Annotated in this window: 21 protein-coding genes; 15 read left to right on the top strand and 6 right to left on the bottom strand. The window is 70.2% G+C overall.

The annotated features are described in order from the left end of the window. Positions 1-37: 37 nt before the first annotated feature. Complete coding sequence (locus ABZ865_RS11350) at positions 38-673, bottom strand: hypothetical protein (RefSeq protein ID WP_361229610.1); 636 nt, start codon at positions 671-673, stop codon at positions 38-40. A 103-nt stretch (positions 674-776) separates the two neighbouring features. Beyond that, entirely contained in the window at positions 777-1,088 is a 312-nt protein-coding gene (locus ABZ865_RS11345) for a WhiB family transcriptional regulator (RefSeq protein WP_361227509.1), read from the bottom strand. A 229-nt stretch (positions 1,089-1,317) separates the two neighbouring features. On the opposite strand from ABZ865_RS11345, the gene ABZ865_RS11340 reads away from it, so the two are divergent. The 7 genes from ABZ865_RS11340 (at position 1,318) to ABZ865_RS11310 (ending at position 5,216) form a co-directional block, all read left to right on the top strand. Beyond that, positions 1,318-1,779 carry a helix-turn-helix transcriptional regulator gene (locus ABZ865_RS11340; RefSeq protein WP_361229607.1) on the top strand — a complete coding sequence of 154 codons (462 nt, stop codon included), beginning with the start codon at positions 1,318-1,320 and terminating at the stop codon, positions 1,777-1,779. A 282-nt stretch (positions 1,780-2,061) separates the two neighbouring features. After that, on the top strand, positions 2,062-2,469 hold the full coding sequence (locus ABZ865_RS11335) for a hypothetical protein (protein ID WP_361227506.1): 408 nt from the start codon (positions 2,062-2,064) through the stop codon (positions 2,467-2,469). A gap of 113 nt (positions 2,470-2,582) precedes the next feature. Beyond that, complete coding sequence (locus tag ABZ865_RS11330) at positions 2,583-3,161, top strand: phage tail protein (protein WP_361227503.1); 579 nt, start codon at positions 2,583-2,585, stop codon at positions 3,159-3,161. 146 nt (positions 3,162-3,307) lie between these two features. After that, entirely contained in the window at positions 3,308-3,598 is a 291-nt protein-coding gene (locus tag ABZ865_RS11325; protein WP_361227500.1) for a hypothetical protein, read from the top strand. Positions 3,599-3,663: 65 nt separating this feature from the next. Continuing rightward, positions 3,664-4,023, top strand: a complete 360-nt coding sequence (locus tag ABZ865_RS11320) for a hypothetical protein (protein ID WP_361227497.1) — start codon at positions 3,664-3,666, stop codon at positions 4,021-4,023. A gap of 39 nt (positions 4,024-4,062) precedes the next feature. Next, positions 4,063-4,713 (top strand): hypothetical protein, encoded by a 651-nt coding sequence (locus ABZ865_RS11315; protein ID WP_361227494.1) that lies wholly within the window; start codon positions 4,063-4,065, stop codon positions 4,711-4,713. 107 nt (positions 4,714-4,820) lie between these two features. After that, positions 4,821-5,216 (top strand): hypothetical protein, encoded by a 396-nt coding sequence (locus ABZ865_RS11310; protein WP_361227491.1) that lies wholly within the window; start codon positions 4,821-4,823, stop codon positions 5,214-5,216. A gap of 27 nt (positions 5,217-5,243) precedes the next feature. Here the strand turns inward: ABZ865_RS11310 and ABZ865_RS11305 are convergent, their stop codons facing one another. Both ABZ865_RS11305 and ABZ865_RS11300 read right to left on the bottom strand, forming a co-directional pair. Beyond that, positions 5,244-5,585, bottom strand: a complete 342-nt coding sequence (locus ABZ865_RS11305; protein WP_361227488.1) for a hypothetical protein — start codon at positions 5,583-5,585, stop codon at positions 5,244-5,246. A 54-nt stretch (positions 5,586-5,639) separates the two neighbouring features. After that, positions 5,640-6,386 carry a VWA domain-containing protein gene (locus tag ABZ865_RS11300; protein ID WP_361227485.1) on the bottom strand — a complete coding sequence of 249 codons (747 nt, stop codon included), beginning with the start codon at positions 6,384-6,386 and terminating at the stop codon, positions 5,640-5,642. Positions 6,387-6,443: 57 nt separating this feature from the next. On the opposite strand from ABZ865_RS11300, the gene ABZ865_RS11295 reads away from it, so the two are divergent. The 5 genes from ABZ865_RS11295 (at position 6,444) to ABZ865_RS11275 (ending at position 11,656) form a co-directional block, all read left to right on the top strand. Further along, the gene (locus ABZ865_RS11295) at positions 6,444-6,965 is read left to right on the top strand and encodes a hypothetical protein (RefSeq protein WP_361227482.1); all 522 of its coding nucleotides are present in this window, start codon (positions 6,444-6,446) and stop codon (positions 6,963-6,965) included. Positions 6,966-6,993: 28 nt separating this feature from the next. Next, positions 6,994-8,094: a hypothetical protein gene (locus ABZ865_RS11290; RefSeq protein WP_361227479.1), complete on the top strand. Its 1,101-nt coding sequence runs from the start codon at positions 6,994-6,996 to the stop codon at positions 8,092-8,094. A 95-nt stretch (positions 8,095-8,189) separates the two neighbouring features. Next, positions 8,190-9,026: a hypothetical protein gene (locus ABZ865_RS11285; RefSeq protein ID WP_361227476.1), complete on the top strand. Its 837-nt coding sequence runs from the start codon at positions 8,190-8,192 to the stop codon at positions 9,024-9,026. Next, positions 9,013-11,382, top strand: a complete 2,370-nt coding sequence (locus tag ABZ865_RS11280; RefSeq protein ID WP_361227473.1) for a hypothetical protein — start codon at positions 9,013-9,015, stop codon at positions 11,380-11,382. Before ABZ865_RS11285 ends, ABZ865_RS11280 begins: the two co-directional genes overlap by 14 nt. Beyond that, complete coding sequence (locus ABZ865_RS11275; RefSeq protein WP_361227470.1) at positions 11,375-11,656, top strand: hypothetical protein; 282 nt, start codon at positions 11,375-11,377, stop codon at positions 11,654-11,656. The genes ABZ865_RS11280 and ABZ865_RS11275 overlap by 8 nt, the downstream gene beginning before the upstream one ends. A 53-nt stretch (positions 11,657-11,709) precedes the next feature. Here the strand turns inward: ABZ865_RS11275 and ABZ865_RS11270 are convergent, their stop codons facing one another. Further along, positions 11,710-12,510 (bottom strand): hypothetical protein, encoded by an 801-nt coding sequence (locus tag ABZ865_RS11270; RefSeq protein ID WP_361227467.1) that lies wholly within the window; start codon positions 12,508-12,510, stop codon positions 11,710-11,712. Between the two features lie 204 nt (positions 12,511-12,714). Between ABZ865_RS11270 and ABZ865_RS11265 the strand changes: the two genes are divergently transcribed. The 3 genes from ABZ865_RS11265 to ABZ865_RS11255 are packed head-to-tail and all read left to right on the top strand — an operon-like array spanning position 12,715 to position 14,184. Next, positions 12,715-13,632, top strand: coding sequence for a peptidoglycan-binding protein (locus ABZ865_RS11265; RefSeq protein ID WP_361227464.1), 918 nt, complete (start codon positions 12,715-12,717; stop codon positions 13,630-13,632). 28 nt (positions 13,633-13,660) lie between these two features. Then, on the top strand, positions 13,661-13,912 hold the full coding sequence (locus tag ABZ865_RS11260; protein ID WP_361227461.1) for a hypothetical protein: 252 nt from the start codon (positions 13,661-13,663) through the stop codon (positions 13,910-13,912). Next, entirely contained in the window at positions 13,909-14,184 is a 276-nt protein-coding gene (locus tag ABZ865_RS11255; RefSeq protein WP_361227458.1) for a hypothetical protein, read from the top strand. Before ABZ865_RS11260 ends, ABZ865_RS11255 begins: the two co-directional genes overlap by 4 nt. A gap of 82 nt (positions 14,185-14,266) precedes the next feature. On the opposite strand, the gene ABZ865_RS11250 is transcribed toward ABZ865_RS11255, so the two are convergent. Further along, positions 14,267-18,166: a DNA-directed RNA polymerase subunit beta' gene (locus tag ABZ865_RS11250; protein ID WP_361227455.1), complete on the bottom strand. Its 3,900-nt coding sequence runs from the start codon at positions 18,164-18,166 to the stop codon at positions 14,267-14,269. Positions 18,167-18,208: the final 42 nt, after the last annotated feature.

The following is an 18,208-nucleotide window of genomic DNA, read 5'->3' as shown; positions in this document are numbered from 1 at the left end:
GGGGTCGGCTTCGGCCGGCCGCTCGGCGGGCAACCGCTCATCGGCCGCCGTCCCGCTCCGCGGCCGTACGCCGCCACTCCCCCTCGTCCCACGTGTGCCGGTAGGCCGGGTCGTCGTGGCAGCCGCACAGGGAGTCCGCACAGCGGCACGCGGGGTTGATGCACAGCACCGCGCCGCGGTCGGGGAAGGCGCGCAGGGAGACGGAGTCGCACCAGGGGCAGCGCCCGGGGACACGGACGACGGTCTCGGTGTCGCCGAGCGCCCGGGCGCAGCGGCGGGCCATGCGGCGCGTCTCGTCCCGCACATGGGCGGCCAGGACGGGGTCGGCGGCCACGCCGTCGAGCAGGGCGGCGATCCGGCGCAGCCGCTCGGGCACCGGGGCCCGGCGGGCGCGCGGCAGACCGAGCCGGTCACGGACGGCCTCCTCCAGCTCGACCACACCGTCGCTGATGTCGCGGATGGCGTCGGAGACGTGCAGGCGCAGCGGTGCCGCGCTGCTCCCGGGAGCGACCAGACCGTGCCGCTGCTGGAGGAGCAGAGCCTCGGCGCGTTCCTCACGCAGCCGTTCGGCGAGATCAGCGGGCGGTGGGGGTGGAGTGCCGGGGCGGTGCCCCGGTGACGTACGCCCCGGCACGAGCTCGGTGGACAACTCCGGGAACTGCTGAAGGAGCATGCCGATCCAGAGGGCGGCCTGGGCGACGGGACGCTCGCCGGCCGACTCGTCGTGTGTACGTGTGGGGTGGGTGCCAGAGGGGTGGTTGGGCAGTGGGCGGGTCTCAGGCAACGCGGCCTCCGAGCGCGACCGGTCGGCCGGAGCGCCAGAGGCGGCCGCCGCAGACGCCGTCGAACCAGTTGTCCGCCGGTGCGACCGCCTCCTCGCAGCGCCGGCGCACCGTGCAGCCGGCGCAGGCGCGCAGTGCGGGAGCGGCCTCCTTGGCCTTCTTGGAGAAGACGACCCTGGGCGGGAGCCCGGCGCAGGCGGCGGCGGACCGCCAGCCCGCGGGTTCCGGCGGTTCGAGGGAAGCGAAGGAGCGGGTGGCCTGGGGCGCGCTCAGAGGTTGCGGTGGGCACGAGCCGGCGACGGACATGGGGCCTCCCTGATGGGCGGGTGTCGGACGAGCCCCATCAGCCTCACAGATTGCGCGCGCGCTCGCAACAAATTTAGGAACCGGAGCCTCCTCAGCCCCACCGGTCGCGCCCACCCGTCACCGAATCTCCCTCCCTTGCACCGATTTTTCTCGGTGCTTGCACGAAAGCACGTAATACCGCGCGCGCAAGCAAGCTAAACTCGTGGCCTCCAAGGGAAGCGAGCAGCACATGACCAGCCAGGACCTCAACGCGTTCGCCGCGTGGGTCGAAGACCTGATGCGCGAACGCGGATACGACATCGACAGCCCGCGCGGGGGCGGGAAGTCACGGATCGCGGACGAGGCGGGGGTGCATCGCGCCGCCGTCACCCGCCTGTTGCAGCGGCAGAGCATGCCGGACCTGGAGACCACGCGCCGGCTGGCCCGGGTGCTCGGCGTGCCGGTGCGCGAGATGCTCATCCGCTCCGGCCGGCTGACCGCCGAGGAACTGGCCGACCCCCACGATCACCTGCCCGCCCCCGCACCCAGCGCCGAGTTCGGCCGCCGGCCCACGCTGGAGGAGGTCGCCGAGCTGCTGGGCGTGCCCGCGGACCGGCGGGAGATGTTCGTCAGGGTCGTGGAGCAGTTCCTGCCCGGGGAGGCGGAGGCGGCGACAGGAACGGGGACGGGAACGACCGCGAGCGCCGACTGACACCGACCCGCTCGCCTCGCCCCCCTTCTTGCCTCGCCGTTGCCTCCTTGCCTCGCCCCTGCCTCGCCGCATTCCTGATGCAGCGGGGCATCCCGTGTTTTCGGGGCCGCACACAGCACCGGACGAAGTTAGTTGCGCTCGCGCTCGCAACATGTCACAGTTGGTGCAGCGGCGGAGCTGTGCCCACGACCGGGTGACGGCCCGCCGTTTCGCATGGGCCCGTTCCGACCGGCCCGCCCCCACCGGCCTGTCCCCCTGGCCTGACAGAAGGGAGGCCACCCCGTGGCCGATCCGACGGTCACCTTCCCCGACGTCGAACGACTCGTCGTCGACTTCCTGACCGCACGCCCCGAACTCTCCACCGCGACCGTGAACAACGTTCCACCGGCGGGATTCACCGGCACCCAGCAGGTCGTCCTGGTCTCCCGCGCCGGCGGGGCCTGGATCGACGACCAGCACCTGGACCAGCCGCTGGTGGACTTCGAGGTCTACGGCCCCGACAAGACCACCGCGCACACGCTGGCCCTGAAAGTCCGCTCCGCACTGCTCGCGCTGCGCGGAACGACGTACGGCACCGCGTACGTGTCGGACCTCGTCGAGGCCGACGGCCCCCGCTGGCTGCCCGACTGGAACCGCTCGGCGGCGAACCGCTACTACTCCACGGTCCGGCTGGTCATCCGCCCGGCCTGAGCGCGCCGCATCCGGCCCGCTCCCCTGATCAGGCCCTGTCCGCACTCCATGCGGCAGGGCCTTCGCCATATCCAGGCACCTCTCGACACACCATCCTTGAAAAGGAGTTCCCCATGGCAGGCAACAACTCCAACGAGATCCGCGTCGCCGGCACCGGCCGCATCCTGGTCGCCCCGGTCGGCACGACCGCGCCGGCCGACGTCACCACCGCGTGGGCGGCCGCGTGGAAGGACCTCGGCTACACCTCGACCGACGGCATCAAGCTGTCGAAGAAGGACAAGCTGGACCCGGTCGACACCTGGCAGTCGGTCTCCCCGGCCCGGTTCATCTACTCGGACCGCGACCTGACGGTGAAGTTCCAGCTGATGCAGCTGAACGAGGACACCCTGCCGTTCTTCATGGGCGGTGACGCCGTCGCCGAGACCGCCGCCGGTTCCGGCCTCTACAAGTACGACCTGGCGTCCGCCCCGAAGTTCAACGAGAAGGCGCTGGGCATCGAGTTCACCGACGGCAGCGCCATCACCTACCGCTTCGTCATCCCGCGCGGCCAGGTCACGGAGTCCGAGGAGCTGTCGCTGACCCGCACCGCCTCGATCAAGCTCGGCGTCACCTTCACCGCGCTGGCGGTGGACGACACCAAGCCGCTGGCGACCTTCCTGATGAAGGACCCGGCGTACAACCCGGCCTCCTGACCCGTCCCCTCCCGTGCGGGCGGGCCGGCACCCGGGGTCGCACGGCCCCGGACCCGGCCCGCCCGCACCCCCCTCACCCCTCTCCCTCTCACCCCTGTCCCTCTCATGTGGGCGACAACAGCCCCTATTCCCGCAGGAGTTGAAGCATGGCGACATTCGACGTCACCGCGGCCCGCGCGCAGCGCCAGGAGGCCCTCGGCCGCGCCTGGTCCTTCGCCATCGACGGCGACACCTTCACGCTCCCCACCGAACTGACCCGCAAGGCGGCCCGCGCGCTGCGCGAGCTCGACGACAACGACGTGGACGGCCTGCTGCGCGTGCTGCTGGGCGAGGCCCAGTTCGAACGCTTCGACCGGCACGAGGTCACCCTGCAGGACATCGCCGCGATCCTGGAGGCGTACGGCAAGGAGACCGGGCTCGGCCTGGGGGAAGGCTGAGCCTCGGCGAGTTCGTCGACGAGCACGCCGAGGCCCTGGAAGCGGACCTGCTCCGCCACTACGGCGTGGACCTGCTCGACTGGCACCGCGGCCGGCTCTCCTCACGCCGGCTCGCGGTGCTGGTCAGGCATCTGCCACGCGACAGCGCGACCTTGCGCGAGACGCAGGGCGAGGCGGCCGAGTGGACGGTCACGGACTACCTGCTCGCGGCCGCCGTCGACCAACTCGCCGAGGCGAACTGGATGTTCGCGACCGTCAACCGGGACGAGGACGCGGAGCCGCTGGAGTACCCGAAGCCGGTGCCGCGGCCGGGAGCGGAGCAGCCGCCCGCGCCCCGGGCCGAGAGCGCCGGAGAGGGCGCCGGCCAGGACGCCGCGGAGGTCCGCAACCCCAGCCCCGCCGAACTGGCCCGGTTCTTCAGCTGAGGCCCCCTCGCAATCCCCCCTCACAGGAGTGATGCACCCATGACCCTCTACACCCCGCTCAGCGGACTGCCGTACCCCCAGCCCACCGACACCGCGAACCTCCCCCTCCATCTCCAGTCCCTCGCCGAGGGCATCGACAGCCGTACGGTCCTGCGCTACGCGACGGCCGCCGACCGGGACGCGGCGATCACCACCCCGGCGGCCGGGATGGTCGCCTGGCTGTCCACACCCGGCACGCTCAGCTACTACACGGGCTCGGCGTGGGTCGGCATGGGCGCCTGGAACACGTACACCCCCGACTGGTCCGCCGCCACGACCGATCCCGCGATCGGCAACGGCACGCTGACCGGCAAGTACGCCGTGGTGGGCAAGGTCTGCCACTTCACCACCCTGGTGACGTTCGGCTCGACGTCGACCTACGGCAGCGGCAGCTACAGCTTCGGCCTGCCGGTCACGGCCGGCGCGCTCGGCGGCCTGGTGCAGTTCCACGGCGTGGCGACCGTCACCGGAGGCCGCGCGGTGCTCGCGTGCCAGCCGGCGGCGAGCACGGGTGCCACGACGTACACGCTGTGGGGTCCGACGTCGACGACGTCCCCGTCCCTCGGCCAGATCGGCAGCTCGGGACTGCTCGGCACGGCGTGGTCGAGCGGCTGCGTGATCCGGATCAGCGGGACGTACGAGGTGGCCTGAAACCACCACGACTTGACCGGTCTCCGGCAGGTGGGTGCGGTAGGCTTCGAACAGTTATCGCTCACACGTTCGATTATCCGCAGCGATACGGAGGGGATGGGGGGTTCATGACGAGGGACGACGGCACGGCGTGGGGCGAGGCCGAGGCCAGAGAGGCGACCCTGGAGCTCCAGCGCGCCCTGGCCGCGCGCTTCAAGGGCCGGCCCCTGCCGCCCGACCTGGTGATCACCACGCGGACGGAGATCGAACAGCGGGAGTTCACCGCGTACGCGAAGGGCTGGCGGGACCGCGGCGAACACGACACGCGCCGCAGGGCGGAGACGGCACGGGCAAGAACCGGCCGTCCGTCGTCCGCCGACGCGACGGTCCTCCCGTTCCCGCAGCAGAACCCGCCCGGTCCGCGGCAGAACACGCCCGATCCACGACCGGCGCGACCGGGACCGCACGCGGGCCTTTCCGGCCCGCCGGCTGCCCGGCCTCACCCCGATGACGAACCGTCGTGACCGGCGGAACCGAACCGCCTGCCGAGTCTATTTCTTCCGTCGGAAGAATCCCCGCCGCTCACTCTCGTCGTCCGGAACCGGCTCGTCTTCGACACGCTCTTCGGTGTGGATGAGTTCACCCACGGAGACCCGGAATCTGGCCCTCGAAGTGTCGTTTTCCACAACGACCATGAACGAGTCGTCACCCATGCGGAAAATGGAACGCTTCTTCTCGTGCACGAGACGTTCGTGACTCTTGGCGAGTTCGAGCGCTCTTTCCCTGGCGCGCTCGGCATTGCCTTCCACACGCTCGATGCTGGAAATCCAGTATTCGTCACCAAGAACTGCCGTCTCTTCCAGCAGTACATGCCAGGACGCCTCGCTCGACATCACATCCCCAGCCGATCAGGGCCGTAAGCACGACCAGCAAGAAGAGAAGCATGCCTACCATTCGCCACCCCCTCGTCGGAGCCAGCGCGAGAATGGCTTCAGCACACCACGGTAGAAGAGGTAGTCAGGCGTATCGTCGAGCTCCTCCCACCCCTTGTAGTGATGGACGTTCTTGATGTCCGTCGCCTCGATGCGCAGTCTCTCGAGAAGTTCCTGCACGTCGTTTCCTGGACTGTTCCCGACGAACAGCCAGAACACGTTGCCGTCCGCCTCTTCGCGCAACCGGTCAGCCAGGGCACCCCTGCTGTGCGCGGCCCACAGGTAGAACAGCACCAGAGTGGGTGCGCCGTCCCGGGGGATGCTCCGTGCGATCTCCCCGACCGCCGCGGCCACGTCTTCCCCGGGACTATCGACGCCGTACTGACGCGCATGCCGGGCCAGCGGGTTTCCCTGCACCGCGTCCTGAGTGAACAAAGACTTCTTCGGCAGCACCGCCCAGTCCTCGATCCACTGGGCGGCATCAGGCTGCCGGAGGCTCGGTAGCCGGTGCGCTCGTGAGGTGTAGATCCAGGCGTCTATGTCCGATGTCTCGGACAGATACGCCCCCAGCACCGCGGCCCTGCGTGCGATATCTGCCACCATCCCGCTTTCGAGCGGATAACGCCCGGATCCGGGAAAGGCGAGCACCACCCGGGCCGATTTCCGGCTGACACCCACGCGCCAAGCGGCCAAAAGGAGGGCGAATCGCCCTTTTCGGATACGTACTCCGCTCTTCAGCGGAGATGCGTCTTCCAGGCCCATGAACCGGAGACTACAACACCGACACAGTCGCCACAACAACCTCAAAGGAATTCCCGGATGGCAATCGACGTCGTACACCTCCTCAATGAAATCGGCGTGGTGAAGAAAGAGGTCAAACGGCTCAGCGACGCCGTCCCCGGCCTCAAGGCCGACATTGACGGCCTCAAGGTCGCCGTGTCGGCCGCCACGCTCTCCGCCCAGCTCTTCAAATTCGACTGGAGCGTGGTGAAGTTGGACGAGAAGGGAATCACCGTCAACGGGCTACAAAAGGTGAAGTGGAGTTGGATCGAGAAAGACGAAGAGAAGAAGAAGGAGAAGGCAAAGAAGGAGAAGGAGGAAGACGAGGAAAAGCTGAAAAGGAACCTTGCGGATCTGTTCCTTGCGAAGAGCAAGGACGCGGACATCGGCGAAGCCCAAGAAACGGCAAACAAAGCAAGCCGCGAGATCCGTGAGCTGAAGACCGCACTCCGCAAGGTCGGCCAGGAGACGAGCACCCAGATCGGGAACAAGGACAGGCCAGAGATTGCCAAGGTCAGGAACTCTGTACGAAGCCTGACGCAGGCGCTGGCCGGCATCTGACGCGATTCACGAGGGGATCGAGGAACTCATGAACCTGAAACAGGCCGTCGCCGAGGTGGACGCCAGGCTGGGCGTGCTCGCCGGCACGCTGACCCGAGCCGGCACGTCCATGAACAAGACCAAGGGCAGCGCAGAGGCGGTCTCCCGCTCCATCGGCACGATCAAGGCCGCGGCTGTCAACAACGACGGCGCGCTGAGCAAGATGCGTGGCAGTCTGACGAACGCCGAGACATCGCTCAACAAGCTCAAGACCGCCGCGACCCAGAGCGGCTCCGGGCTCGACAAGGTCAAGTCGGCCGCCCGGGACGCCGACGGCAAGCTCGGCAAGGCCCGTACCGGGACCGACAAGCTCAAGTCCTCCTTCGACAAGCTCAAGTCCGCCGCCAAGGGTGCCCACGGTGAGCTGAAGAACGTCAAGGCGCAGTCCGACGCCGTGGAGAAGTCCGTCGGCAGGGCCGCGAAGAACGCCGACAAGGGCGGGAAGTCGATGGGCGGCCTGGGCAAGGGGCTCAAGGGGGCCTCGCTGGCGCAGAAGGGGCTGAACCTGGCCATGGCCGCCAGCCCCTTCGGGCTGGTGATGACCCTGCTGAGCCCGCTCATCGCCCAGTTCATCAACATGGACAAGGTCACCGCCCTGCTCCAGAAGGGCGTCTCGTACGCCATGAAGCACATCGGCACGGCGGTGGGCGCACTCGTGAAGAACGCCGGTCCCCTGCTCAGGGGCCTCGGCAACGCCATGCTCGCCCCCATGACCGGCCTCGCCACCGCACTGAACGGCCTGCTCGGCGCCCTCGCCGGGATCCACATCAGCATCCCCAGCTGGGTGCCGAAGTTCGGCGGCCGCTCCTTCGGCTTCCCCCACCTGCACGTGCCGGTCCCGCACCTCGCCGCGGGCGGTGTCGTCCAGGCCCGCTCCGGCGGCACCCTCGCGCTGCTCGGCGAGGCCGGCGAGAGCGAGGCCGTCATCCCGCTGTCCAAGCTGGAGCGGATGCTCGGGCACGGCGGCGGGCTGCGCACCCTCGCCGCCGCCGTGGAGAGGCTGGCCGACCGCCCGGTCATCGTCCAGGTCGACTCGCAGGAGATCGCCCGCGCCGTGCTCCTGGGCCGACGGCAGCTCGCCCGGCGATAGCCGGGTCCCCGCAGCCGAATCCCGTAGCCGAATCCCCGCACGTCCCGAGGTCGACGGTCGTCCGTCGGCCTTTTTTCATGCCTTCAGGAGTCCTCATGGGAAACCTCTGGATCGGCCCGCCCAGCGCCATGACCGAGATCGACCAGGCCGCGAAGTCCTTCGACCGCAGCGCCGACCTCGGCATCAGCGAGTTCAAGTCACTCGGCGGCCGGGTCACCGTCACCCGCAACCAGGCCCCCGTCCGCCGCCTCAAGCTGTCCTGGGACCTGCTCGCCCCCGCCCACGCCCGCGCCCTGGACCGCCTCGCCCGCCGGGTCGGCGGCTCCGGGCCGGTGTACGTCGTCGACCCCGCGGCGGGCAACGTCCTCAGCCCCGTCCAGGCCGCCGGGCTCGGTGCCGCCGGCGCCACCGACATCACCGGGCTCGCCCAGTGGTTCCGTACGTCGGCCACCGGCACCGTCGCCGAGAGCACGACCGCCCCCGGCACCTTCGTCTTCACCGCCGCCGACGCCACCAGCGCGCTGGCCTGGCGCTGTGTCGGCACCGTGGGCAACTTCCCCGTCTCGCCCGGTCTGACGCTCTCCTTCCGCGCCCCGACCGCGCTCGCGGCGCTCGGCACGGTGAGCGTCGGCATCGACTACAAGAAGGCCGACGGGAGCTACATCAGCACGACCACGGCCCCGGGAGCCCTCGTCTCCGGGACCGTCCCGGCGGGCGCCGCCTACGCCACGCCCACCGCCAAGCCGGGCACCGCCGGCACCTACTCCCTCGCCGGCGCCTGCTTCACGTACGGCGGCACGGCGGAGGACGGCGTCCCCGGCGACGGGCTGCCCCCGATGGTGGTGACCGGCTACAGCGACACCCCGGGCCGCCCGCTGCCGTACCGCAGCTTCAGCCTCGACCTGGTGGAGGTGTCCAGTGCAGCAGGCTGACAACGCCACCACCGGGGCGCTCGCCGCCGGAGAGCGGACCACCGGACACAGCACCCGGCTCGGCGGCAAGGACGTCTCCGCGCAGGTGCAGTCCTGGTCGGTGGAGCGGTCGTACGCGACCGACCTGCCGACCGCGATGCGCGCGTTCTCCGGCTCGTCCTCGGCGCAGTTGCAGCTCCAGCTGTCCGGTACGGGCGGGACGTCGGCGCCCGAGCTGTACGCCCCGTGGGCGAACCGGGCCACCGGCGACATCACCCGCCCGGGGCAGTCCGTGGTGCACCGCGGCGGGGTCGGCCCGACGACGCTGCCCGCCTTCCGGGGCACGGTGCGCTCCCGCTCGGCGCAGGCCGGCACGGACACCGTGCAGATCACCGCCCTCGACGGGGCCGAGCGGCTGCGCGGCCCCGCGCTGCTGCCGAAGCCGTACGCGGGGTTCTACACGGGCCGCCCGGTCGCCACCGCCACCTGGTGCGTGGACGAGCTGCTGCGCCAGGCCGGCGTGCTCACCTCGCCGCCGGCCCGCTACCCCGACTTCGTCGAGGGCCAGCCGCTCACGCTCGTCCACGCGACCCTGCACGGCGGCTTCGCCACCCCGTACGGCCAGCCGCAGACCCTGCCGCCTCGCGGCGCCTACACCTGGACCCGGGACGGCGCCCCGCACGAGATGGCGCTGCTGCCGCGCACCGGCATCAAGGGCCTGACCGCGAGCTGGTTCCCGCGTTCCCGGATCACCGTGCCCGGGTCACGGCTGTTCGCCGAGGCGTGGGTCAACCCGGCCCTCGGGCCCGGGGACACGGTCAGCCTCGAACTGGTCCTGGACCGCACCGGGAACGCCCAGGGCTCCCTGCGCATGGAGGTGAACTTCGCCGCGGGCACCGTGCGCATCTACTCGGCCACCGTCGACGGCGGGTACTGGTACTTCGAGTGGAGCTGGGTGGGTCTGCGCAGCCCGCTCATGGGGCCCTGGCACATCGGAGCCCTGTTCGACACCACGGGCAGCAGCGGCACCTCGGTCTACCCGACCGTGCAGCCCCGGCTGACCGGCCCCGACGGCACCCAGTACCTGGGTTCGCCCGCCACCTACGTCGAGAGCTCCGGGCTCCAGAACGCGGCCGAGCTGCGCGAGCTGAAGCTCGTCACCGACATGGCCGTGGAGGGCGTGCAGCTCACCAGCGGGCTGTCCGCCATGCCTTCGGCGTCGGTGTTCGCGCAGACCGGCACCTGGACCAAGGGCGCCGAACTCGACGACGCGATCCTGCCGTTGTACGCGGTGCCTCGGGTGTCGGGGTCGCAGTGGGAGGTCCTCGGGCAGATCGCCAAGGCGACCATGTCGACGGCCGACTTCGACGAGCGGGGCGTCTTCCGCTGGCGGAACTACACCCGGTTCAACTCCGTGCCCACGAAGCCCGATCTCACCCTCACCTCGGTGCGGGACATCGCCTCGCTCACCCTCACCGAGGAGATCGACGCCTGCCGCAACTACGTCGTCCAGCCCGCCAAGATCTGGGAGAACTTCGGGGTCAGCGCCGGCACCACCTACACCGACACACAGGTGCGGACCGTCCCGGCGAACGGCACGCTGACCGTGTCGTACGTCATGGCGGAGGAGGAGTTCGACATCGGGCCGCCCACCACGGACGACGACTCGGTCGTCACGTCGGGCTCCCAGGTCCGCTTCGCGACCACCGCCGCCGGTACGACGGCGGTCAAGGGCGCCGTCGACGTGCTGACCCGCCGCGAGGACGGCTACCTGGTGGTGCGCTTCAGCAACCGCACCTCCCAGCCGCTCTACACGGCGAAGAAGGACGGCACCCCGTCCGTGTACCTGATGACGCTGAAGCCCCAGGCCGACCCCGTGGAGCGCAAGGCCACCGCCTACGTGGCGGGGACCGCGAGCGAGCGGTACTACGGCCGTCAGGAGCACACCGGTGAGACCACCGACTGGATCCAGGACCTGGACGCGGCCCAGGCCATCGCGAACGCGCTCTACAACGCCGGGGTCTACCCGGTGCCGGTCATCGGCGACGTGGAGGTGCTGTACGACCCGCGCGTCCAGCTCGGCGACGTCGTACGGCTGACCGACACCTCGGGCACGCGGCTGGACACCCTGGCCTGGGTGGTCGGCATCAGCACGACGGCGACCGCCGACGCCGGCGTACGGCAGACGCTCACCCTGCGGGGCACACAGCCCAACGGGACGCCCGCCGACGCGGGGCTCACCCCCGACGCCGCCGCCGATCCGGCGGTCGTGGCCCTGTCCACGTACGCCTCGGTCACCGCCGCCTTCCCGACGCTGTCCGCGCTGACCGCGTCGGGGTTCACCTGGGGCCAGATCAAGGAGTCCGCGTATGTCTGAGACCACGCCCGAGGCACCGGCCACGCCCGGGGAGACGACGACACCCGGGGAGACGACCACACCCGAGGAGGCGGCGCAGCCGCTGCCCGGAGAGCCGGCCATGGTGGAGGTGACCGTGCCCGGTCCGGTGGTCGTGGAGCCGGAGCCGCCCACGGATCCGGGAACGCCCGAGGAGCCCGAGGAGATCGCCGCGCCCTCCGCCACCGGCGGTTCGCCGACGGGCGGCACCGCCCCCGAACCGCCGGCCGATCCGACGCTGCCGCCGGAGATCTGAGCGCCGGACCGGTCCGGGCGCCGCCGCGCCCGGGCCGGCACGGCCGTCGCCGCTCAGCGTGGGCCCGGTGCCCCCGGCTGGTGATCGTCGCGGCGGCGGCCGGACGCCCGGCCCTCGAGTTCGTCGGCGAGGGCGCGGGCCTTGTCCGACAGGCGCGGGCGCTCCTCGCCCGCGCCACGGGCGGCGGGCGCGGCGGCCTGCTCCTGCGGGGAGTGCTGCTCCGCCGCCGCTCCCGGACGGTTCTCGTCCCGCCCTGCCGTTCCCGTCTCGGCGGGGCGGGCCAGCGGGGGCACACTGGGCCGTCCGTTGCGCCGGACCACGGACCGCCGCTGCGCGGGCACCGTCCGCTTCTCGCGCACCTCGCGGGCCGACAGCAGGATGTCGGACGCGGCACCGCCCCCGGTGCCGTCCGACGACGGCCCGTCCGCCACGGACCGCTCCCGCTCCCCGCGCTGCTCCACCCGCGTCACCTCGGCGGGAGGGCGCAGGAGATGAACGTACGGCAGCGGTATGACCTCGCCGCCGTCCTCGCCCTCCGGGCGGCGGGCCCGGCGGGGGCGGCGGCCGGTGCGGGCGTCGGCCTGCCCCTGGAGGTAGGCGGCGGTGATCCGCTCCTCGTACGCGCGTCGTACGGCCGGCAGCCGCTCCTCCACCACATCCGCCCAGCCCGCGCTGTACGCGGCCAGTTCGCGCCGGTCCAGTTCGGCGCGGGGCAGGACGACGAGGTCCTCCGGAGCGTGGCCGAGGCGGAGTACGAGCTCGGAGACGCGGGCGATGAGATGTGGCAGATCGGCGGCCTGTTCGAGCCAGTCGATCACATGCTGATGCCGCGCGTCGCTCGCGTCCCCGTCCACCCCGTAGGCCTTGCTCTCGTCCCTGCCCCCTCGCGCCCCCGCGCGAGGACGACTGCCCCGCAGCCGTCCAACGCCATTCGACCCGCTGTCAATTCCCATATCAACGCGAAGAGTTCACGGATCGTCCATGACGTGAGGACGGCCGGATCCTACTCCACCCATATGACGCGTTGATCATCGCACCCGTGACACAGGAGGCATCCCATGGCCACACCCCTGTCCGCCGACGCCCTCGTGTCCGCCCTGCGGGCCGAGGGCGTCACCGTCGTCGAACACCCCGGCTGGCGCACCAACAACCGTAATCACAAGGGAAGTTGGGGCCCGGTCAACGGTGTCGTCATCCATCACACCGTCAGCTCGGGCACCAGCTCCAGCGTCAGCCTGTGCTTCAACGGCCACGCCGGCCTGCCCGGCCCGCTCTGCCACGGCGTCATCGCCAAGGACGGCACGGTCCACCTCGTCGGCAACGGCCGCGCCAACCACGCCGGCGGCGGCGATCCGTCGGTCCTCCAGGCCGTGATCACCGAGACCTACGGCGACCGGCCACCCGCCCCGCACGAACACGAGGGCAGCGCGGGAGCCGTCGACGGCAACGCCCGCTTCTACGGCTTCGAGTGCGTCAACCTCGGCGACGGCCACGACCCCTGGCCCAACGCTCAGCTCGACGCCGTCGAACGGGTCTCGGCGGCGCTGTGCCGGGCGCACGGCTGGGGTTCCCGGTCCGTCATCGGGCACCTGGAGTGGTCCGACTGGAAGAGCGATCCGCGCGGCTTCTCCATGACCGGCATGCGCCGCCGGATCCAGACCCGGCTCGCCGCCGCCCCGGGCCGCGGGGAGCACCCCGAGCCCCCGGGGCCGCCGCGCCCGCCCCGCTACCAGCCCTTCCCGGGGGTCTCCTTCTTCCAGGCCCAGCCGGACTCGCCGATCGTCACGGCGATGGGCCGCCGGCTGGTCGCCGAGGGCTGCGGCCACTACCGCGTGGGCCCCGGCTCCCGCTGGAGCGAGGCCGACCGCGCGTCCTACGCCGCCTGGCAGCGCAAGCTCGGCTACAGCGGCTCCGCCGCCGACGGCTGGCCGGGCCCCGCGTCCTGGGCCGCGCTGAAGGTCCCCCACAGCTCCTGAGCACTCCGGAAAAGAGCGAGGTTTCCCCATGTCAGAGGCCGTCAAGCGCACTCTCCGTACCGTCCTGCAAACCGCTGTCGGCCTGTGCGTGCTGCTGCCGACCCTCGTCGACACCGCCGGCATCCCGAGGACACTCCCCTGGGCCGCCGGGGCTTTGGCCGTCGCCGCGGTCGTGACCCGGGTGATGGCCGTACCGGGCATCCAGGCCCTGCTCCCCGCCTGGCTGCGGACGGACGCGCCCGCCGCGGTGGACGCTCCGGTGGAACGGAGGGACGCGTGAACGAACCCACCGCACCCAGCCACTTCTCCGACCCGACCGCCGTCGCCGTGGAGCTGGAGCGGCTGCGCGGGACCGTCGAGGCCGGCTTCGCCCGGGTCGACGGCTCGCTCGCGCTGCTGGTCCAGCGCAGCGACCAGACCGACAAGCAGCTCGCCGACCACGAACAGCGCCTCGACGCCCTGGAGCGCGCCCGCTGGCCGCTGGCGAGCATCGGCGCGCTGGCCGCCGTGGCGACGGTGGTCCTCACGGCCTGGGAGCTGACCGCACACTGAGCGCACCACCGAGAACGCCGTCGAGAACGCCGAAGGGCGGCCACCCGTGCTGGGTGACCGCCCTTCGGTTCAAGCTGCCCGCTTACTGGTTGTACGGACCGTAGTCGTAGTCCTCCAGCGGAACGGCCTGGCCGGAGCCGGTGCCGAACGGCGAGTAGTCGATGTCGTCGTAGCCGACGGCCGAGTACATCGCGGCCTTGGCCTCCTCGGTCGGCTCGACCCGGATGTTGCGGTAGCGGGACAGACCCGTACCGGCCGGGATGAGCTTACCGATGATGACGTTCTCCTTGAGGCCGATGAGGCTGTCGGACTTGGCGTTGATCGCCGCGTCCGTCAGGACTCGGGTCGTCTCCTGGAAGGAGGCGGCCGACAGCCAGGACTCCGTCGCCAGCGAGGCCTTGGTGATACCCATCAGCTGCGGACGACCGGAGGCCGGGTGACCGCCCTCCTGGACCACACGACGGTTCTCGGTCTCGAACTTCGAGCGCTCGACCAGCTCGCCGGGCAGCAGCTCGGCGTCGCCGGACTCGATGATCGTCACACGGCGCAGCATCTGCCGGATGATGATCTCGATGTGCTTGTCGTGGATCGACACACCCTGCGAGTTGTACACCTTCTGGACCTCGCCGACCAGGTGGACCTGGACGGCACGCTGACCCAGGATGCGCAGCACGTCGTGCGGGTTGGTGGCACCCACGGTGAGCTGCTGGCCCACCTCGACGTGGTCGCCCTCGCGGACCAGGACCTTGGCACGCTTCGAGATCGGGTACGCCGTCTCGTCGCTGCCGTCGTCCGGGGTGACGACGATCTTCTTGGTCTTCTCGGTCTCCTCGATCCGCACGCGGCCGGAGGCCTCGGAGATCGGGGCGACACCCTTCGGGGTACGGGCCTCGAAGAGCTCGACGACACGGGGCAGACCCTGGGTGATGTCGTCACCGGCCACACCACCGGTGTGGAAGGTACGCATCGTCAGCTGGGTACCGGGCTCACCGATGGACTGGGCGGCGATGATGCCGACCGCCTCACCGATGTCGACCAGCTTGCCGGTGGCCAGCGAACGGCCGTAGCACATCGCGCAGGTGCCGACGGCGGACTCACAGGTCAGGACCGAGCGGGTCTTGACCTCCTCGACGCCGGCGGCGACCAGCTGGTCGATGAGCACGTCACCGAGGTCGACACCCGCCGGGGCGAGCACCTTGCCGTCCACGACGATGTCCTCGGCGAGGCAGCGCGCGTACACGGACGTCTCGGCGTTGTCCGCCTTGCGCAGCACACCGTCCGCGTCGCGCTCCGCGATGTGGAGCTTGAGGCCACGGTCGGTGCCGCAGTCCTCCTCGCGGATGATGACGTCCTGGGAGACGTCGACCAGACGACGGGTGAGGTAACCCGAGTCGGCGGTACGCAGAGCGGTGTCCGCCAGACCCTTACGGGCACCGTGCGTGGAGATGAAGTACTCCAGCACGGACAGACCCTCACGGAACGAGGCCTTGATCGGACGCGGGATGGTCTCGTTCTTCGCGTTCGACACCAGACCACGCATACCGGCGATCTGCCGCATCTGCATCATGTTTCCTCGGGCACCCGAGTCAACCATCATGAAGATGGGGTTGGTCTTGGGGAAGTTCTCGTTCATCGCCTCGGCGACCTCGTTGGTCGCCTTGGTCCAGATCGCGATGAGCTCCTGAGTGCGCTCTTCCTTGGTGATCAGACCGCGCTCGTACTGCTTCTGGACCTTCTCGTCCTGCGCCTCGTAGCCCTTGACGATCTCCTTCTTCGCCTCGGGAACGACGACGTCGGAGATGGCGACGGTGACACCGGAACGGGTCGCCCAGTAGAAGCCGGCCGCCTTCAGGTTGTCGAGCGTCGCCGCCACGATGACCTTGGGGTAGCGCTCGGCGAGGTCGTTGACGATCTCGGAGAGCTGCTTCTTGCCGACCGAGTAGTCGACGAACGGGTAGTCCTCGGGCAGCAGCTCGTTGAAGAGCGCGCGGCCCAGGGTCGTCCGCAGGCGGAAGGTGTCACCCTGCTGCCACTCGGGCTCGCCCTCCTCGCGCGCCGGCGGGGTCCAGCCGCGCGGCGGGATGGTGCCCACCGGGAAGCGGATGTCGACCGCGGACTGCAGCGCGAGCTCGCCGGCGTCGAACGCCATGATCGCCTCGGCCGTGGAGCCGAAGGAACGGCCCTCGCCCTTGGTGTCACGCAGCTCGCCGTCGGTGGTGAGGAAGAACAGACCGAGGACCATGTCCTGGGTCGGCATCGTCACCGGACGGCCGTCGGCCGGCTTGAGGATGTTGTTCGAGGACAGCATCAGGATGCGGGCCTCGGCCTGCGCCTCCGCGGACAGCGGCAGGTGCACGGCCATCTGGTCACCGTCGAAGTCCGCGTTGAACGCGGTGCAGACGAGCGGGTGGATCTGGATGGCCTTGCCCTCGACCAGCTGCGGCTCGAAGGCCTGGATGCCGAGGCGGTGCAGGGTGGGAGCACGGTTCAGCAGCACCGGGTGCTCGGCGATGACCTCTTCGAGGACGTCGTACACGACCGTGCGGCCGCGCTCCACCATGCGCTTGGCGCTCTTGATGTTCTGCGCGTGGTTCAGGTCCACCAGGCGCTTCATCACGAACGGCTTGAAGAGCTCCAGCGCCATGGCCTTGGGCAGACCGCACTGGTGCAGCTTGAGCTGCGGGCCGACGACGATGACGGAACGCGCCGAGTAGTCGACACGCTTACCGAGCAGGTTCTGACGGAATCGACCCTGCTTGCCCTTCAGCATGTCGCTGAGGGACTTCAGCGGGCGGTTACCGGGACCGGTCACCGGGCGGCCGCGACGACCGTTGTCGAAGAGGGCGTCAACAGCCTCCTGAAGCATGCGCTTCTCGTTGTTGACGATGATCTCCGGGGCACCGAGGTCCAGGAGCCTCTTCAGACGGTTGTTGCGGTTGATCACACGGCGGTACAGGTCGTTCAGGTCGGAGGTCGCGAAGCGGCCACCGTCCAGCTGCACCATCGGACGCAGGTCCGGCGGGATGACCGGGACGCAGTCCAGGACCATGCCCTTGGGGCTGTTGGAGGTCTGCAGGAACGCGGAGACGACCTTCAGCCGCTTGAGGGCACGGGTCTTCTTCTGGCCCTTGCCGGTGCGGATGATCTCGCGGAGCTTCTCGGCCTCCTCCTCGAGGTCGAAGGACTCCAGGCGCTTCTGCAGCGCCGCGGCACCCATCGAGCCGTCGAAGTACGTGCCGAAGCGGTCCCGCAGCTCGCGGTAGAGCAGCTCGTCGCCCTCGAGGTCCTGGACCTTGAGGTTCTTGAACCGGTTCCACACCTCGTCGAGGCGGTCGATCTCGCGCTGCGCGCGGTCGCGCAGCTGCTTCATCTCGCGCTCGGCGCCCTCGCGCACCTTGCGGCGCACGTCGGCCTTGGCACCCTCGGCCTCCAGCTCGGCCAGGTCGGCCTCGAGCTTCTTGGCGCGGGCCTCCAGGTCGGCGTCGCGGCGGTTCTCGATCTGCTGACGCTCGACGGAGACGTGCGCCTCCAGGGAGGGCAGGTCGCGGGTACGGCGCTCCTCGTCGACGTACGTGATCATGTACGCCGCGAAGTAGATGACCTTCTCGAGGTCCTTGGGAGCCAGGTCGAGCAGGTAGCCCAGCCGGCTCGGGACGCCCTTGAAGTACCAGATGTGCGTGACGGGCGCGGCCAGTTCGATGTGGCCCATCCGCTCACGGCGCACCTTGGCGCGCGTGACCTCGACGCCACAGCGCTCGCAGATGATGCCCTTGAAGCGGACGCGCTTGTACTTGCCGCAGTAGCACTCCCAGTCCCGGGTCGGACCGAAGATCTTCTCGCAGAAGAGTCCGTCCTTCTCGGGCTTGAGGGTGCGGTAGTTGATGGTCTCCGGCTTCTTGACCTCGCCGTGGCTCCACTGGCGGATGTCGTCAGCGGTGGCCAGACCGATCCGGAGCTCGTCGAAGAAGTTGACGTCGAGCACTATGCGTCAATCCCTCTCAGGGTTGTAAGTCTGTGGTCTGAA

Origin of the sequence: Streptomyces sp. NPDC047085 (assembly GCF_040643735.1) — a bacterium.
GTDB lineage: Bacteria > Actinomycetota > Actinomycetes > Streptomycetales > Streptomycetaceae > Streptomyces.
This window is presented reverse-complemented; position numbering and strand designations above follow the sequence as displayed.

What these genes read in the sequence shown, in the direction of transcription:
- ABZ865_RS11305 (WP_361227488.1), bottom strand. Translation starts at nt 5,585, where the DNA reads ATGTCGAGCGAGGCGTCCTGGCATGTACTGCTGGAAGAGACGGCAGTT.
- ABZ865_RS11285 (WP_361227476.1), top strand. Translation starts at nt 8,190, where the DNA reads ATGGGAAACCTCTGGATCGGCCCGCCCAGCGCCATGACCGAGATCGAC.
- ABZ865_RS11330 (WP_361227503.1), top strand. Translation starts at nt 2,583, where the DNA reads ATGGCAGGCAACAACTCCAACGAGATCCGCGTCGCCGGCACCGGCCGC.
- ABZ865_RS11290 (WP_361227479.1), top strand. Translation starts at nt 6,994, where the DNA reads ATGAACCTGAAACAGGCCGTCGCCGAGGTGGACGCCAGGCTGGGCGTG.
- ABZ865_RS11300 (WP_361227485.1), bottom strand. Translation starts at nt 6,386, where the DNA reads ATGGGCCTGGAAGACGCATCTCCGCTGAAGAGCGGAGTACGTATCCGA.
- ABZ865_RS11260 (WP_361227461.1), top strand. Translation starts at nt 13,661, where the DNA reads ATGTCAGAGGCCGTCAAGCGCACTCTCCGTACCGTCCTGCAAACCGCT.
- ABZ865_RS11265 (WP_361227464.1), top strand. Translation starts at nt 12,715, where the DNA reads ATGGCCACACCCCTGTCCGCCGACGCCCTCGTGTCCGCCCTGCGGGCC.
- ABZ865_RS11340 (WP_361229607.1), top strand. Translation starts at nt 1,318, where the DNA reads ATGACCAGCCAGGACCTCAACGCGTTCGCCGCGTGGGTCGAAGACCTG.
- ABZ865_RS11350 (WP_361229610.1), bottom strand. Translation starts at nt 673, where the DNA reads ATGCTCCTTCAGCAGTTCCCGGAGTTGTCCACCGAGCTCGTGCCGGGG.
- ABZ865_RS11315 (WP_361227494.1), top strand. Translation starts at nt 4,063, where the DNA reads ATGACCCTCTACACCCCGCTCAGCGGACTGCCGTACCCCCAGCCCACC.
- ABZ865_RS11275 (WP_361227470.1), top strand. Translation starts at nt 11,375, where the DNA reads ATGTCTGAGACCACGCCCGAGGCACCGGCCACGCCCGGGGAGACGACG.
- ABZ865_RS11310 (WP_361227491.1), top strand. Translation starts at nt 4,821, where the DNA reads ATGACGAGGGACGACGGCACGGCGTGGGGCGAGGCCGAGGCCAGAGAG.
- ABZ865_RS11295 (WP_361227482.1), top strand. Translation starts at nt 6,444, where the DNA reads ATGGCAATCGACGTCGTACACCTCCTCAATGAAATCGGCGTGGTGAAG.
- ABZ865_RS11345 (WP_361227509.1), bottom strand. Translation starts at nt 1,088, where the DNA reads ATGTCCGTCGCCGGCTCGTGCCCACCGCAACCTCTGAGCGCGCCCCAG.
- ABZ865_RS11325 (WP_361227500.1), top strand. Translation starts at nt 3,308, where the DNA reads ATGGCGACATTCGACGTCACCGCGGCCCGCGCGCAGCGCCAGGAGGCC.